Origin of the sequence: Pseudomonas fluorescens, assembly GCF_019212185.1 — a bacterium.
Taxonomy (GTDB): Bacteria; Pseudomonadota; Gammaproteobacteria; order Pseudomonadales; family Pseudomonadaceae; genus Aquipseudomonas.
In genome coordinates this window covers 5,441,788-5,455,757 of the sequence record NZ_CP078138.1, presented here as the reverse complement: position 1 = coordinate 5,455,757, position 13,970 = coordinate 5,441,788, and the positions used below count along the sequence as shown (strand labels likewise).

Genomic DNA, 13,970 nt, shown 5'->3' with positions numbered 1-13,970 from the left:
GCGCGCCCAAGGGTGTCTCTGAAAACGTAACAGGCCTGGTCAAACAGGTGTTACGGGAGGCGCCCTCTGGGCGCGCGCGTTTTTCCGCTTACGAATATTTCAACAAGCGAGGAGGACCGCCATGGGCGTGACCAATCGGTTGGCCTGTTACTCCGACCCCGCCGACCACTATTCCCACCGAGTGCGCATCGTACTGGCAGAGAAGGGTGTCAGCGCCGAGATCATCAGCGTTGAGGCGGGGCGTCAGCCGCCTAAACTGATCGAAGTGAACCCGTACGGCAGCTTGCCCACCCTGGTCGATCGCGACCTGGCGTTGTGGGAGTCGACGGTGGTGATGGAATATCTGGATGAGCGTTACCCGCATCCGCCGCTATTGCCGGTTTATCCTGTGGCGCGGGCCAATAGCCGGCTGCTGATGCACCGCATCCAGCGCGACTGGTGTGGCTTGGTGGATCTGATCCTGGATTCGCGCACCAAAGAGCCCGCGCGTGCGCAGGCGCGCAAAGAGCTGCGTGAAAGCCTCACGGGCGTTTCGCCGCTGTTCGCCGACAAACCGTTTTTCCTCAGTGAGGAACAAAGTCTGGTGGATTGCTGCCTATTGCCCATACTCTGGCGTTTGCCGATTCTGGGTATTGAACTGCCGCGGCCGGCCAAGCCGCTGCTTGATTATATGGAGCGCCAGTTTGCGCGTGAGACATTCCAGGCGAGCCTGTCTGCTGTCGAACGCGATATGCGCTAAGGCTTAAGGAGCCGCTATGAACTCCAGTCGACCTTATCTGGTCCGTGCGCTCTATGAGTGGATTGTGGATAACGATTGCACCCCGCACATGCTGGTCAACTCCGAGTTTCCGTCGGTGCAGGTGCCGCAGGGATTTGCCAGTGACGGACAGATTGTCCTCAACGTATCGCCTGCAGCTGTACACCATCTGCACATGGACAACGATGCGGTGAGTTTCGAGGGTCGCTTCGGCGGTGTGCCGCACACTCTGTACGTGCCTGTCGCGGCGATCCTGGGGATTTACGCCCGGGAGAATGGGCAGGGCATGGTGTTCGATCTGGAGTCGCCGGTAGGTGACGAGGATGAGCTCGAGCCGGAAGACGATTTGCCACCGGACGACGAGCCGCCGCGCCCAAGCGGGCGGCCAAGTCTGAAAGTGGTGAAGTAATAAAAAAGGCGATCCGGATGGATCGCCTTTTTTGTGCCTGCCGTTCGGATTACATCAGTCGATGTACTCGAACAGTTTGACGATTTTCTGCACCCCGGAAACGCCCTGAACCAGATTGGTGGCCTGGGCGGCTTCCTGTTTGGTCAGCAGGCCCAGCAGATAGACGATGCCGTTTTCGGTGATGACTTTGATGCGCGAACCGGGAATGTTGGCATCGGCCAGCATCTGGGTCTTGATCTTGGTGGTCAACCAGGCGTCGTTATTGCGCGCCAGCAGCGACGATGGCTGCATCACCTGCAGTTCGTTGTGTACCGTCTTGACGCGTTGTACGGCTGCCGCTGCCTGTTCGGCCTGGGCCTTGAGGTCGGCGCGGGGCGTTTGCCCGGCCAGCAGAACCACGCCGTTGAAGCTGGAGACGACGATGTGGGATTTGTTGTCCAGATCCGGGTTGGCCTTGGCAACGTTGACGCCGACCTTGGTTTCGATCAGGGAGTCGTCGATCTTGCTGCCGAAGGTGCGGGTGCCACGGTCATCTTGAATGGGGCTTTCACGGCTGGCATTAACCACCGAGGTGCAACCGCTGATGCCGAGGCATAGGGTCAGGGCCAGAAGGCCTAGGCGATTAGGGGTCATTCTTCACTCCCGAACAGTTGGCTATCGATCAAGTCGCAGAGGCAGTGGATCGCCAGCAAGTGGACTTCCTGGATGCGTGCGGTGACATTGGCCGGTACGCGAATCTCGACGTCTTCCGGCAACAGCAGCGAGGCCATGCCGCCGCCATCGCGTCCGGTCATTGCTACGACAATCATTTCGCGATCATGTGCGGCCTGGATCGCTTGAATTATGTTGGCCGAGTTGCCGCTGGTGGAAATCGCCAGCAGTACGTCGCCGGGTTGGCCCAGAGCGCGAATCTGCTTGGAGAAGATTTCGTTGTAGCTGTAGTCGTTGGCGATCGAGGTGATGGTCGAGCTGTCGGTGGTCAGCGCGATGGCTGGCAGGCTCGGGCGCTCACGCTCGAAGCGATTGAGTAGCTCGGAGGAAAAGTGCTGGGCATCACCTGCTGAGCCGCCATTGCCGCAAGAAAGCATTTTGCCGTCGTTGAGCAGGGCGTTGACCATCACTTGGCTGGCTTGCTCGATGTGTGGTGCAAGTACGTCCATCGCCTGTTGCTTGGTGTCGATGCTGGCCTGAAAAAGCTGGCGAATTCGGGATTGCATGTCCATCTGTGTGACCTTAAGTGGCGCGGCCTGGTGGCACCGCAATGTGCGGCCCGCAAAGCAAAGAGCAAGAATAGTGGGTAAAAAACGGCCGAGCCCGAGAGCGTTCAGCTGTCAAAGGCATTCCTTAGCCAGTTCAGGTGCGCTGCAGTGCTGTCTATGGCAACTACATCAAAACGGCAGGGAGATTCGGCCCAGCGTGCCTCGCTCTGCAGAAAATACTGCGCGGCGAGAATCAGTTTTTCGCGCTTTCGCGCATCGATACTATCGAGCGCGCCACCCCATTGGGTGTGTTGTCTGTAGCGGACTTCGACGAATACTACTGTATCGCCGTCAAGCATGACCAGATCAAGCTCGCCGCGTTTACACAACCAGTTCTGCGCCAGCAGGCGCAGACCCTGTTGCTGGAGATGCTCGAGCGCCTGGCGCTCGGCATCTCGACCGCTTTGTTGGCGTGACCTGTCGGGCATCAGCGCGGCGTGTCAGGCAGGCGCTGAACCTGGCCGCTGACGAATTGTGCCCACGGCAACTGGCGCTGCACGCGCTGGGTCGGGCTCATGCTCAGGTTGCCCGACTGGCCTTCGATGGTGCTGTTCGGCAGGGCCTTGAGCTGACCCAGGCGGGGTGCCAAGCGATAGGCGTCGACGCCCATGGCGTACAGGCGGCCCAGGCTGCTGTTGGCTTGCGGCCATTGTGCGGCCACTTGCTGGCGCAGTGGGTCGCTGGTGCTGAGCAGCCATGGGGTTTCGCAGAAGCGAATGCCGTTCATGTCGTTGTACTGGTTCTGGTCACCACTGGCGCTATAGACGTGGGAAGTGGCATAGACCGGTACATCGCCTGCGTACTGGAAGTTCAGCGTTGGCTTGATCTGCTGAGCCTGTTGCGGCGTCGAGGCGAGGAAGATGAACTCGATGTCCTGGCGGCGCGAAGGTTGTGCAGCGACCGCAGTGCCTACCGTGCTTTGCAGGCTCTTGGCGCGACCTTCGCTCTGGCGCAGTTGAAACAGATCGGCGATCTGCTGGGCCAGTTGCACGGGTTGGTCGACACGCTCGATACCGATAATGCTGCCGCCGTTGGCCTGCCAATCCTGGCTGAAAGCCTTCAATACGCGATCGCCCCATTCGCCTTTCGGCACCAGCACTGCGGCGCGATGCAGGCCGTCGGCGCGAGCGCGGCGCGATACTTCGCGTGCTTCGTCTTCAGCGGCCAGGCCAAATTGGAACAGTTGCGCCGGACCTTGTTCACCCTCGCTGTAGTTCAGCGCCAGGGTGGTGATGGGCAGTTGTGGGCGGGCGCTGAGTTGTTTGACCAGGGGTTTTTCCAGAGGGCCGACCACCAGTTGCACGCCATCGGCTTGCGCCTTGCGATAGAAGTCATCCAGCGACGTCAGGCGCGAGCTGTCGTAAAACTCGATGGCGGGCGGATTCTGTCCGGCCTGCTGTGCCTGGTAGTGCGCGGCCATGAAGCCCTCTCGCAGCGCTTTGGCGACGGACGCGAGCGGGCCTTCCTGGGGCAGCAGCAGGCCAATCTTGGCCAATGGCTGGCTGGCCAGTTGCTTGAGTTGGGTCAGTGGCAGCGGCAGTTGCAGCGCGGCCGGGTGTTTCGGGTGCTGGGCTTTCCAGGTGTCGATGGCGGTCTGCTGCGACTCCAGGGTGCCGGCCGTTTTCACCGCGACCGCCAGGCTCATCCAGCCACCCAGCACGTCGTCGGTGATGGGTTGCAGTTGGTCGGTGGGCAGCGAAGCGATCAGGGTCCAGATGGCTTCGTGGTTCTTGCCGGCGGCGTCGCCCTTCATCAGTGGGGCGATGGCGATCCGCTCGCGTGCTGCGGCGAGGGTCTGGCCATCGGCTTCAAGGGCGCGTGCGCGGACAATACCGGTACGTACCTGTTGCTCGTCCGGCAGCTCGCTGAGGCGTTGCAGGCTCGGGTGGCTCAGGGCGGTCAGCGCAGCCTTGGGCTGGTTCCGGGTCATTGCCAGTTCAGCGGCCAGGGTGCTGGCAAATACCTGCTGGCCCGGCTTGAGTTGGTCCACCGGGACCTGTTGCAGGATTTGCGCGGATTGTCCGGCATTGCCCTGGCGATAAGCCAGGTCGGCTGCGCTCAGGCGCAGCAGGGCAGCCTTCTCCGGATTGGTGCTGGTGGCAGCCTGTTCGAGCAGTTGCTCGATACTGGCATCGGCCGTCCGTGGAAGGTCGCCAAGGCTGGACGAGGGCGAGCTGGCGCAAGCCGCCAACAGGGCAGCGAGGCAGAGGGCAGTGAACAGCCGCAGGCAAGCGATCATGTAAGTGTTCCTGATACTCGATCAAATTAGCGTGGAATTGTACCCAAGCACTGGCCGGGGCGCGATGTTACTGGCGTGAAACGTTCGATTTAGGTCGTGTAAATGTTGCCGAGGTCACTAAAGGGTAGTGCGCGAGCATGACAGTGGGGCGCATCTGTCACCCTTCGACGCGCTACAATGGCAGCTTTATCGATCATGAGGTGTGCGCTTTGACTGCTCCAGGTGCTTTGAATTCCGCTGCTGGCTCGCTTTTTGTGGTGGCGACGCCCATCGGCAACCTGGATGACATCAGTGCGCGGGCCCTGAAAATCTTGCGTGAAGTGGCATTGATTGCTGCTGAAGACACGCGTCATTCCCTGCGTTTGCTCCAGCATTTCGGTATCGCCACGCCGCTGGCCGCCTGCCATGAGCACAATGAGCGCGATGAAGGCAGTCGCTTCATAACCCGTCTGCTGGCCGGCGACAATGTCGCGCTGATTTCCGATGCCGGCACCCCACTGATATCGGATCCAGGCTATCACCTGGTGCGCCAGGCGCGGGCAGCGGGTATTAAGGTGGTGCCGGTTCCTGGTGCTTGCGCGCTGATCGCCGCCTTGTCGGCAGCGGGTCTGCCTTCCGACCGGTTTATCTTTGAAGGTTTCCTGCCGGCCAAGGCCGTGGGTCGTCGCGCGCGTCTGGAGTCTATAAAGGAAGAGCCGCGTACGCTGATTTTTTATGAGGCGCCGCACCGAATTCTCGAATGCCTGCAGGACATGGAGCTGGTATTCGGTCCCGAGCGGCCGGCGTTGTTGGCGCGCGAGTTGACCAAGACCTTCGAAACCCTCAAGGGGCTCCCGCTGGCCGAGCTTCGTCAGTTTGTCGAGAGCGACAGCAATCAGCAGCGCGGCGAGTGCGTGGTGCTGGTCGCTGGCTGGACGGCGCCGGAGAGTGAGGATGCAGTCAGCAGTGAGGCGATGCGGGTGCTGAATCTGTTGCTGGAGGAAATGCCGCTCAAGCGTGCAGCGGCATTGGCGGCGCAAATTACCGGGGAGCGCAAGAACGTGCTTTACCAGATTGCCCTGGAAAAACAGAAGGGCGAGTAACAGCGGGGCCTGCAGAGCAGGAAAAGGCTTTTATTACTTGTTCTTCGGGCCATGTGCCGTTAGCATTCGCGCCGGAGAGTCGATCGGACAGTCGCTGCCCTCTATGAAAATTAGGGGGGGGAGGAAAGTCCGGGCTCCATAGGGCGAAGTGCCAGGTAATGCCTGGGAGGCGTGAGCCTACGGAAAGTGCCACAGAAAACAACCGCCTAAGCGCTTCGGCGCCGGTAAGGGTGAAAAGGTGCGGTAAGAGCGCACCGCACGACTGGCAACAGTTCGTGGCTAGGTAAACCCCACTTGGAGCAAGACCAAATAGGGTCCCAAGGCGTGGCCCGCGCTGGGACCGGGTAGGTTGCTAAAGGTGTCCAGTGATGGCCATCGTAGACGAATGACTGTTCAAGACAGAACCCGGCTTACAGATCGACTCTCCACCTTTTTTACGCTCTTGTGCTTGAATAACGGGCACGAAAGCTTGGTATTATCAGCGTCATGTCAGTAACAGTGACTGGCAGTGCAAGTTGATGTTGCTATGACATCATTCCCCGCTTGACCCCCCTTGTAGAGGCGCGCGTGTAGTAGCAATTACCCACCCCTGCTGAATCACTAGCAGAAGCGCTTTTGTAATACCGAAAAAATCTTACTCTTAATAAATTACTTTAACTTCTCAACGTAGCCGCCTGTGCTGCTTGAAGTTGCTGGGCGTACTCATTCTCCAAATATCCGTAACCCCTTCTTTTACCCAGTTAAATCGCCGATTTGTAAGGATTTTCCTTTACTGCGCGCCTTGACGGTGCGGTGGGCGCATTCCTATAGTGTGCGCAAGTGGCGAAAAGTGGCATGAAGTGGGTTTTTTGAGCGCAAAACGCTAAAATTTGGAGAAACGCTGACGTGTTTCGCGGAGCCAACGCTATCAGTCTCGATGCAAAGGGCCGTCTCGCCATGCCGAGCCGGTACCGTGACGAGCTGATTTCGCGAAGTTCCGGGCAATTGATTGTGACGATCGATGCCGTTGATCCCTGTTTATGTGTTTACCCCCTCGATGAGTGGGAGCTGATTGAAACCAAACTGCGCGCACTGCCTTCGCTTCGCGAAGAGAACCGTCGCCTGCAACGTTTGCTGATTGGTAATGCCGTCGACCTCGAGCTCGATGGCAGTGGTCGTTTTCTGGTACCGCCGCGGTTGCGTGAATATGCCAAGTTGGATAAGCGCGCAATGTTGGTCGGCCAACTGAACAAGTTCCAATTGTGGGACGAGGATGCCTGGGATGCAGTGTCTGCTGCTGACCTGGCTGCTATTCAACAACCGGGCGCCATGCCTGATGAACTGCGTGATTTGATTCTGTGACTATTAATAGCGGCTTTAACCACATCACCGTACTGCTTGACGAAGCCGTCGAGGCTCTCGCTGTACGCCCTGATGGCTGCTATCTCGATGGCACGTTCGGGCGTGGCGGCCATAGCCGCCTTATTCTCAGCCAGCTCGGTCCCGATGGCCGGCTCCTGGGATTCGACAAGGATCCACAGGCGATTGCCACCGGGCAAACGCTAGCGGCCGAAGACGGCCGCTTTGTCGTTGTGCAGCGCAGCTTTGCCGAGCTGGGCTCGGAAGTGGCCGAGCGAGGCCTGGCTGGCAAAGTCAGCGGTGTACTGCTCGACCTGGGCGTGTCCTCGCCGCAACTCGACGACCCCGAGCGTGGCTTCAGTTTCCTCAATGATGGCCCGCTGGACATGCGCATGGATCCGTCTCGCGGAATCAGCGCCGCCGAATTCGTCAATACCGCACCTGTCGAAGAAATTGCCCGCGTATTCAAAGAGTACGGCGAAGAACGTTTCTCCGGCCGCATGGCGCGTGCAGTTGTGGAGCGGCGTGACATCAAGCCATTCGAGCGCACTGGCGACCTGGCCGAAGTCCTGAAAGTCGCCAATCCGGCGTGGGAAAAGGGCAAGAACCCGGCGACTCGCGCCTTCCAGGGCCTGCGTATTCACGTCAACAACGAACTGGGCGACCTCGAAGCCGGCCTCGATGCTGCGCTCGAAGCGCTGGAAATCGGTGGCCGTCTGGTCGTCATCAGCTTTCACTCGCTGGAAGACCGCATCGTCAAACTGTTCATGCGCAAACTGGTCAAGGGCGAAAGCGATAACCTGCCGCGCAACTTGCCGGTGCGTTTTGAAGCCTTCTCACCGAAAATCAAGGTCCATGGCAAAGCGCAGTTCGCCGGAGAAGCTGAACTCAAGGCCAACCCTCGTTCCCGCAGCGCAGTCATGCGCGTAGCGGAGAAACTTCGGTGAGCAAGCTTTTCGCCAAGCCACTTCCCGGCGGAAGCTTTTTCATGTTCCTGCTGTTTGTCAGCGTGCTCGTTTCGGCGATCGCGGTGTCCTACAGCGCCCACTGGAATCGGCAATTGCTCAATTCGCTGTACAACGAACTGAGTGTGCGCGACAAGGCGCAGGCTGAGTGGGGTCGGCTGATTCTCGAGCAGAGTACCTGGACCGCTCACAGCCGGATCGAAGTACTGGCCACCGAGCAACTGAAGATGCGCATTCCTGGCGCCGCGGAAGTGCAGATGGTGGCGCCATGATGAAGCTCGAAGGCGGCCTGTTCCCCTGGCGCTTTCGCCTGGTCCTGGGGTTGCTCGGGATCATGGTGGCTGCGATCGCCTGGCGCATCATCGACCTGCAGGTAGTCGACCGTGACTTCCTCAAGGGCCAGGGCGATGCCCGGAGTGTTCGTCACATCCCTATTCCAGCGCACCGTGGCCTGATCACCGATCGCAACGGCGAACCGCTGGCAGTGAGCACGCCGGTGACCACCCTGTGGGCCAACGCCAAGGAAATGCAAACGGCCAAGGACAAGTGGCCGGCGCTCGCGGCTGCCCTGGGGCAGAACCCGAAAGCCCTGGCTGAGCGCCTCGAAGCGCAGGCCAATAAAGAATTCATCTATCTGGTGCGCGGCCTGACCCCTGAGCAGGGCCAGGTCGTGCTCGACCTCAAGGTGCCTGGCGTCTATGGCATCGAAGAGTTCCGGCGCTTCTATCCGGCCGGTGAAGTCACCGCGCACATGGTCGGATTTACCGACATTGATGACCATGGTCGTGAGGGGGTCGAACTGGCCTACGACGAGTGGCTGGCCGGCGTACCGGGCAAGCGTCAGGTCATCAAGGACCGGCGCGGCAGACTGATCAAAGACGTCCAGGTCACCAAAAACGCCAAGGCCGGCAAGCCCTTGGCGTTGTCGATTGACCTGCGCCTGCAATACCTGGCCAACCGCGAACTGCGTAACGCGATCATCGAGAATGGCGCCAAGGCCGGCAGCCTGGTGATCATGGACGTGAAGTCCGGCGAGATCCTGGCCATGGTCAACCAGCCGACCTACAACCCGAACAACCGTCGCAACCTGCAGCCGGCGATGATGCGTAACCGCGCGATGATCGACGTGTTCGAACCGGGTTCGACCATGAAAGCCATCTCCATGAGCGCCGCCCTGGAAACCGGGCGCTGGAAGCCGAGCGACACCGTCGAGGTGTACCCGGGCTCCCTGCAGATCGGCAAATACACCATCAAGGACGTTTCCAAGAGCGAAGGCCCGGTGCTCGACCTGACCGGCATCCTGATCAACTCCAGTAACGTTGGCATGAGCAAGATCGCCTTCGATATCGGTGGCGAAGCGATTTTCCGTCTGGCCCAGCGCATCGGCCTGGGCCAGGACACCGGCCTCGGCTTCCCGGGCGAACGGGTCGGCAACCTGCCCAACTATCGCGAGTGGCGCAAGGCCGAGACGGCCACGCTGTCCTATGGCTATGGCATCTCGGTGACCGCCATCCAGTTGGTCCACGCCTTCTCGGCGCTGGCCAACAATGGTCGTATCGCGCCGTTGACCCTGATCAAGACCGATAAGCCGCCACAGACCACTCAGGTGATTCCGGAGAAGGTCGCGAAAACCATGCAAGGCATGCTGCAGCAGGTGATCGAGGCTCCGCGCGGGGTATTCCGGGCGCAAGTGCCGGCGTATCACGTGGCAGGCAAGTCCGGTACCGCGCGCAAGACGTCGGTCGGCACCAAGGGCTACGCCGAGAACTCTTACCGTTCGCTGTTCGCCGGCTTCGGCCCGATGAGCGATCCGCGTTTTGCCATCGTGGTGGTGATCGATGAGCCGAGCAAGGCCGGTTACTTCGGTGGCCTGGTATCGGCGCCGGTGTTCTCCAAAGTCATGTCGGGCACCCTGCGCCTGATGAATATTTCCCCGGACAATCTGCCGCCGACCCAACAGGCCAACGCCACCCCGGTAGTCCCGCTTAAAGCCAATGGAGGGCGCGGCTGATGTCTCTGAGCCTGAACAAGATTTTCGCCCACGCTGGCCACGATCTGCTGATTCGCGAACTGACCCTGGACAGCCGCAATGTGCGCGCTGGCGACCTGTTCCTGGCCGTGCCGGGTGGCAAGTTCGATGGCCGCGCGCACATCGCTGATGCTCTGCAACGCGGTGCGGCCGCCGTGGCCTATGAAGTGGAAGGGGCTACCGTCCTGCCGATTACCGATGTTCCGCTGATTCCGGTCAAGGGCCTGGCAGCGCAGTTGTCGGACATCGCCGGGCGCTTTTACGGCGAGCCGAGCCACCACCTCAATCTGGTCGGCGTGACCGGGACCAATGGCAAGACCAGCGTGACCCAACTGGTGGCGCAGGCTCTCGACCTATTGGGCCAGCATTGCGGCATCGTCGGCACTCTGGGCAGCGGCTTTTATGGCGCGCTGCAAAGCGGCCTGCACACCACGCCGAACCCGATTGCCATGCAGGCGACCCTGACCGACCTGAAGAAGGCCGGGGCCAAGGCCGTGGCCATGGAAGTGTCTTCCCATGGCCTGGATCAGGGGCGTGTCAGTGCGCTGGCGTTCGACGTGGCAGTGATGACCAACCTGTCCCGCGATCACCTGGATTACCACGGCACCATGCAGGCCTACAGCGAGGCCAAGGCCAAGCTGTTTGCCTGGAATGACCTGAAATGCCGGGTGGTCAACCTTGACGATGAATTCGGCCGGCAGTTGGCCGCAGAAAAACGTGAGTCGAGGCTGATGAGCTACAGCCTGGAAGATTCCAGCGCCTACCTGTACTGCCGCGAAGCCCAGTTCGACGACGAAGGTGTGCGTGCCACGTTGGTGACGCCGCAGGGTGAGCACCATTTGCGCAGCACCTTGCTCGGTCGTTTCAATTTGAGCAACGTGCTGGCAGCGGTCGGCGCTTTGCTGGGGCTGGATTACGCACTGGACGAGATCCTGCGCGTGCTGCCAAAGCTCGAGGGTCCGGTCGGTCGCATGCAGCGCCTTGGTGGTGGCAGCCAGCCTCTGGTGGTAGTCGATTACGCCCATACCCCGGATGCCCTGGAAAAAGTCCTGACCGCTTTGCGCCCGCATGCCAAGGGCCAGTTGCTGTGCCTGTTCGGTTGCGGTGGTGATCGCGATCGCGGCAAGCGCCCGCTGATGGCCGAAGTGGTCGAGCGCCTGGCCGATGGCGTGCTGGTCACCGATGACAATCCACGCACAGAAGACCCGGCACAGATTTTCGACGATATCCGCGCTGGTTTTGCCGCTGTGGATAAGGTGCGTTTTGTCCCGGGCCGTGGCCCGGCGATTGCCGAAATCATTGCCAGCGCCAGCGCTGATGACGTGATTGTCCTGGCCGGCAAAGGGCACGAGGACTACCAGGAAATCAATGGCCAGCGCCATGCGTTCTCTGATCTGGTCGAGGCCGATCACGCCCTGACCGCTTGGGAGGTGGCCCATGCTTAAGCCTCTGACCTTGAGTGAAGTGGCTGCGCCATTGGCCGGCCAAGTCATCGGTAGCGACAGCCGTTTCGAGGGCGTCAGCATCGACAGCCGGGCGATCCAGCCGGGCCAGTTGTTTGTGGCCTTGACCGGCCCGCGTTTCGACGGCCACGATTACCTCAACGAAGTCGCAGCCAAAGGCGCGGTTGCCGCGCTGGTCGAGCGTGAAGTGTCGAACTCGACGCTGCCGCAACTGCTGGTAAAAGACACTCGTCAGGCTCTGGGGCAACTCGGCGCCCTGAATCGCGCGGCTTACAGCAACCCGGTCGCGGCGATCACCGGTTCCAGCGGCAAGACCACGGTCAAGGAGATGCTCGCGAGCATCCTGCGCACCCGCGGTCCGGTGTTGGCGACCCGTGGCAACCTGAATAACGACCTGGGCGTGCCCCTGACCCTGCTCGAACTGGCCCCGGAGCACAGCGCAGCGGTCATCGAACTCGGCGCCTCGCGTATCGGTGAAATTGCCTACACCGTGGCCATGACCAAGCCCCATGTCGCCGTGCTCAACAATGCCGGGACCGCTCACGTCGGCGAATTTGGCGGGCCGGACAAGATCGTAGAGGCCAAGGGCGAAATTATCGAAGGCCTCGATGCCGACGGCATTGCGGTGCTGAATCTGGACGACAAGGCTTTCGCCATCTGGAAGGCCCGTGCTGCCGGTCGCCAGGTGCTGACCTTTGCCTTGGAAAACAGCCAGGCCGACTTCTACGCCAGTGACCTGGGCCGTGATGCCCGGGGTTGCCCGTCCTTCACATTGTACAGCCCGATGGGTGTCGAACCCGTCCAGTTGAACTTGCTGGGCACTCACAACGTGGCCAACGCCCTGGCCGCTGCGGCCGCTGCCCATGCCCTCGGGGTGTCGCTGTTTGGCATCGCCACCGGGCTGAATGCGGTGCAACCGGTCAAGGGCCGTGCGGTCGCGCAATTGGCTAGCAACGGCATGCGCGTGATTGATGATTCTTACAACGCAAACCCCACCTCGATGTGCGCCGCCGTTGATATACTCGCCGGCTTTTCCGGACGCACCGTTCTGGTGCTCGGGGATATCGGCGAGTTGGGCGAGTGGGCGGAGCAGGGGCACCGTGATGTGGGCGCTTATGCCCGCGGCAAGGTGTCTGCGTTGTACGCCGTGGGACCGATGATGGCGCATGCCGTCGCGGCTTTCGGTGAGCAGGCCCGTCATTTTGCCAATCAGGCCGAGCTGATTGCGGCGCTCGGCGCCGAACACGATTCAAACACCACCATTTTGATCAAGGGCTCGCGCAGCGCGGCGATGGAAAACATCGTGGCGGCGTTGTGCGGTTCGAGCGGGGAGAAACATTAATGCTGCTGCTGCTAGCGGAGTATCTGCAACAGTTCTACAAGGGCTTCGCGGTCTTCCAGTACCTGACCCTGCGCGGGATTCTCGGTGTACTGACCGCGTTGTCATTGTCGCTGTGCTTTGGCCCGTGGATGATCCGTACCCTGCAGAACCGTCAGATTGGCCAGGCCGTACGTAACGATGGCCCGCAATCGCACCTGTCGAAATCCGGCACCCCAACCATGGGTGGCGCGCTGATTCTGTCTGCCATCGGTGTCAGCACCTTGCTCTGGGCTGACCTGACCAACCGCTATGTCTGGGTGGTACTGCTGGTGACCCTGCTGTTCGGTGCCATTGGCTGGGTCGACGACTACCGCAAAGTCATCGAGAAGAACTCCCGTGGCCTGCCGAGCCGCTGGAAGTATTTCTGGCAATCGGTGTTCGGTCTCGGCGCGGCGATCTTCCTTTATATGACCGCAGCGACCCCGGTGGAAACCACGCTGATCCTGCCGATGCTCAAGGACTACAGCATTGCGCTGGGTGCCGGCTTTATCGTCCTCACCTACTTCGTGATCGTCGGTTCGAGCAACGCGGTCAACCTGACCGATGGTCTCGACGGCCTGGCGATCATGCCAACAGTGATGGTTGGCGGCGCACTGGGGATCTTCTGCTACCTGTCGGGTAACGTGAAGTTCGCCGAATACCTGCTGATTCCTTATGTACCGGGCGCCGGTGAGTTGATCGTGTTCTGCGGCGCACTGATCGGCGCGGGTTTGGGCTTCCTGTGGTTCAACACCTATCCGGCCCAAGTGTTCATGGGCGACGTCGGCGCGCTGGCACTCGGCGCTGCGCTGGGCACCATCGCGGTGATCGTGCGCCAGGAAATCGTTCTGTTCATCATGGGCGGCGTGTTCGTGATGGAAACCCTGTCGGTGGTCATCCAGGTTGCCTCTTTCAAACTGACCGGTCGCCGGGTGTTCCGCATGGCGCCGATTCACCACCACTTTGAACTCAAGGGCTGGCCCGAGCCACGTGTGATCGTTCGTTTCTGGATCATCACCGTGATTCTCGTGCTGTTTGGCCTTGCCACCCTGAAACTGAGGTAGAACGA

Annotated in this window: 14 protein-coding genes and 1 other RNA gene; 11 read left to right on the top strand and 4 right to left on the bottom strand. The window is 60.6% G+C overall.

Annotated elements, in window-relative coordinates:
* Positions 1-121: 121 nt before the first annotated feature.
* Positions 122-739, top strand: a complete 618-nt coding sequence (locus KW062_RS24450) for a glutathione S-transferase N-terminal domain-containing protein (RefSeq protein ID WP_027619550.1) — start codon at positions 122-124, stop codon at positions 737-739.
* 16 nt (positions 740-755) lie between these two features.
* The gene (locus KW062_RS24445; RefSeq protein ID WP_105754795.1) at positions 756-1,166 is read left to right on the top strand and encodes a ClpXP protease specificity-enhancing factor; all 411 of its coding nucleotides are present in this window, start codon (positions 756-758) and stop codon (positions 1,164-1,166) included.
* Between the two features lie 54 nt (positions 1,167-1,220).
* On the opposite strand, the gene KW062_RS24440 is transcribed toward KW062_RS24445, so the two are convergent.
* From KW062_RS24440 to KW062_RS24425, 4 genes are all read right to left on the bottom strand, one after another.
* Positions 1,221-1,799 carry a BON domain-containing protein gene (locus KW062_RS24440; protein WP_027619552.1) on the bottom strand — a complete coding sequence of 193 codons (579 nt, stop codon included), beginning with the start codon at positions 1,797-1,799 and terminating at the stop codon, positions 1,221-1,223.
* Complete coding sequence (locus tag KW062_RS24435) at positions 1,796-2,389, bottom strand: phosphoheptose isomerase (protein ID WP_027619553.1); 594 nt, start codon at positions 2,387-2,389, stop codon at positions 1,796-1,798. The genes KW062_RS24440 and KW062_RS24435 overlap by 4 nt, the downstream gene beginning before the upstream one ends.
* 101 nt (positions 2,390-2,490) lie before the next feature.
* The gene (locus KW062_RS24430; RefSeq protein ID WP_081786380.1) at positions 2,491-2,853 is read right to left on the bottom strand and encodes a YraN family protein; all 363 of its coding nucleotides are present in this window, start codon (positions 2,851-2,853) and stop codon (positions 2,491-2,493) included.
* Entirely contained in the window at positions 2,853-4,664 is a 1,812-nt protein-coding gene (locus KW062_RS24425; RefSeq protein ID WP_105754794.1) for a penicillin-binding protein activator, read from the bottom strand. The genes KW062_RS24430 and KW062_RS24425 overlap by 1 nt, the downstream gene beginning before the upstream one ends.
* 209 nt (positions 4,665-4,873) lie before the next feature.
* Here KW062_RS24425 and rsmI point away from each other — a divergent pair, with 209 nt between their 5' ends.
* The 9 genes from rsmI to mraY all read left to right on the top strand — a co-directional run bounded on the left by rsmI (position 4,874) and on the right by mraY (position 13,965).
* A complete protein-coding gene (rsmI, locus tag KW062_RS24420; RefSeq protein ID WP_027619556.1) occupies positions 4,874-5,746 on the top strand; it encodes a 16S rRNA (cytidine(1402)-2'-O)-methyltransferase in 873 nt (290 codons plus the stop codon).
* 75 nt (positions 5,747-5,821) lie between these two features.
* Positions 5,822-6,175, top strand: an RNA gene (rnpB, locus tag KW062_RS24415) — RNase P RNA component class A.
* Between the two features lie 456 nt (positions 6,176-6,631).
* Positions 6,632-7,087 (top strand): division/cell wall cluster transcriptional repressor MraZ, encoded by a 456-nt coding sequence (gene mraZ, locus KW062_RS24410; protein ID WP_027619557.1) that lies wholly within the window; start codon positions 6,632-6,634, stop codon positions 7,085-7,087.
* A complete protein-coding gene (gene rsmH, locus KW062_RS24405; protein WP_027619558.1) occupies positions 7,084-8,031 on the top strand; it encodes a 16S rRNA (cytosine(1402)-N(4))-methyltransferase RsmH in 948 nt (315 codons plus the stop codon). The genes mraZ and rsmH overlap by 4 nt, the downstream gene beginning before the upstream one ends.
* Positions 8,028-8,321: a cell division protein FtsL gene (ftsL, locus tag KW062_RS24400; RefSeq protein ID WP_027619559.1), complete on the top strand. Its 294-nt coding sequence runs from the start codon at positions 8,028-8,030 to the stop codon at positions 8,319-8,321. Before rsmH ends, ftsL begins: the two co-directional genes overlap by 4 nt.
* Positions 8,321-10,060, top strand: coding sequence for a peptidoglycan D,D-transpeptidase FtsI family protein (locus KW062_RS24395; protein WP_177327268.1), 1,740 nt, complete (start codon positions 8,321-8,323; stop codon positions 10,058-10,060). Before ftsL ends, KW062_RS24395 begins: the two co-directional genes overlap by 1 nt.
* On the top strand, positions 10,060-11,523 hold the full coding sequence (locus KW062_RS24390) for a UDP-N-acetylmuramoyl-L-alanyl-D-glutamate--2,6-diaminopimelate ligase (RefSeq protein WP_027619561.1): 1,464 nt from the start codon (positions 10,060-10,062) through the stop codon (positions 11,521-11,523). Before KW062_RS24395 ends, KW062_RS24390 begins: the two co-directional genes overlap by 1 nt.
* Positions 11,516-12,883 (top strand): UDP-N-acetylmuramoyl-tripeptide--D-alanyl-D-alanine ligase, encoded by a 1,368-nt coding sequence (locus KW062_RS24385; protein WP_105754793.1) that lies wholly within the window; start codon positions 11,516-11,518, stop codon positions 12,881-12,883. The genes KW062_RS24390 and KW062_RS24385 overlap by 8 nt, the downstream gene beginning before the upstream one ends.
* On the top strand, positions 12,883-13,965 hold the full coding sequence (gene mraY, locus KW062_RS24380; RefSeq protein WP_027619563.1) for a phospho-N-acetylmuramoyl-pentapeptide-transferase: 1,083 nt from the start codon (positions 12,883-12,885) through the stop codon (positions 13,963-13,965). The genes KW062_RS24385 and mraY overlap by 1 nt, the downstream gene beginning before the upstream one ends.
* Positions 13,966-13,970 lie beyond the last annotated feature (5 nt).

What these genes read in the sequence shown, in the direction of transcription:
- KW062_RS24450 (WP_027619550.1), top strand. Translation starts at nt 122, where the DNA reads ATGGGCGTGACCAATCGGTTGGCCTGTTACTCCGACCCCGCCGACCAC.
- KW062_RS24445 (WP_105754795.1), top strand. Translation starts at nt 756, where the DNA reads ATGAACTCCAGTCGACCTTATCTGGTCCGTGCGCTCTATGAGTGGATT.
- KW062_RS24440 (WP_027619552.1), bottom strand. Translation starts at nt 1,799, where the DNA reads ATGACCCCTAATCGCCTAGGCCTTCTGGCCCTGACCCTATGCCTCGGC.
- KW062_RS24435 (WP_027619553.1), bottom strand. Translation starts at nt 2,389, where the DNA reads ATGGACATGCAATCCCGAATTCGCCAGCTTTTTCAGGCCAGCATCGAC.
- KW062_RS24430 (WP_081786380.1), bottom strand. Translation starts at nt 2,853, where the DNA reads ATGCCCGACAGGTCACGCCAACAAAGCGGTCGAGATGCCGAGCGCCAG.
- KW062_RS24425 (WP_105754794.1), bottom strand. Translation starts at nt 4,664, where the DNA reads ATGATCGCTTGCCTGCGGCTGTTCACTGCCCTCTGCCTCGCTGCCCTG.
- KW062_RS24395 (WP_177327268.1), top strand. Translation starts at nt 8,321, where the DNA reads ATGAAGCTCGAAGGCGGCCTGTTCCCCTGGCGCTTTCGCCTGGTCCTG.
- KW062_RS24390 (WP_027619561.1), top strand. Translation starts at nt 10,060, where the DNA reads ATGTCTCTGAGCCTGAACAAGATTTTCGCCCACGCTGGCCACGATCTG.
- KW062_RS24385 (WP_105754793.1), top strand. Translation starts at nt 11,516, where the DNA reads ATGCTTAAGCCTCTGACCTTGAGTGAAGTGGCTGCGCCATTGGCCGGC.
- mraY (WP_027619563.1), top strand. Translation starts at nt 12,883, where the DNA reads ATGCTGCTGCTGCTAGCGGAGTATCTGCAACAGTTCTACAAGGGCTTC.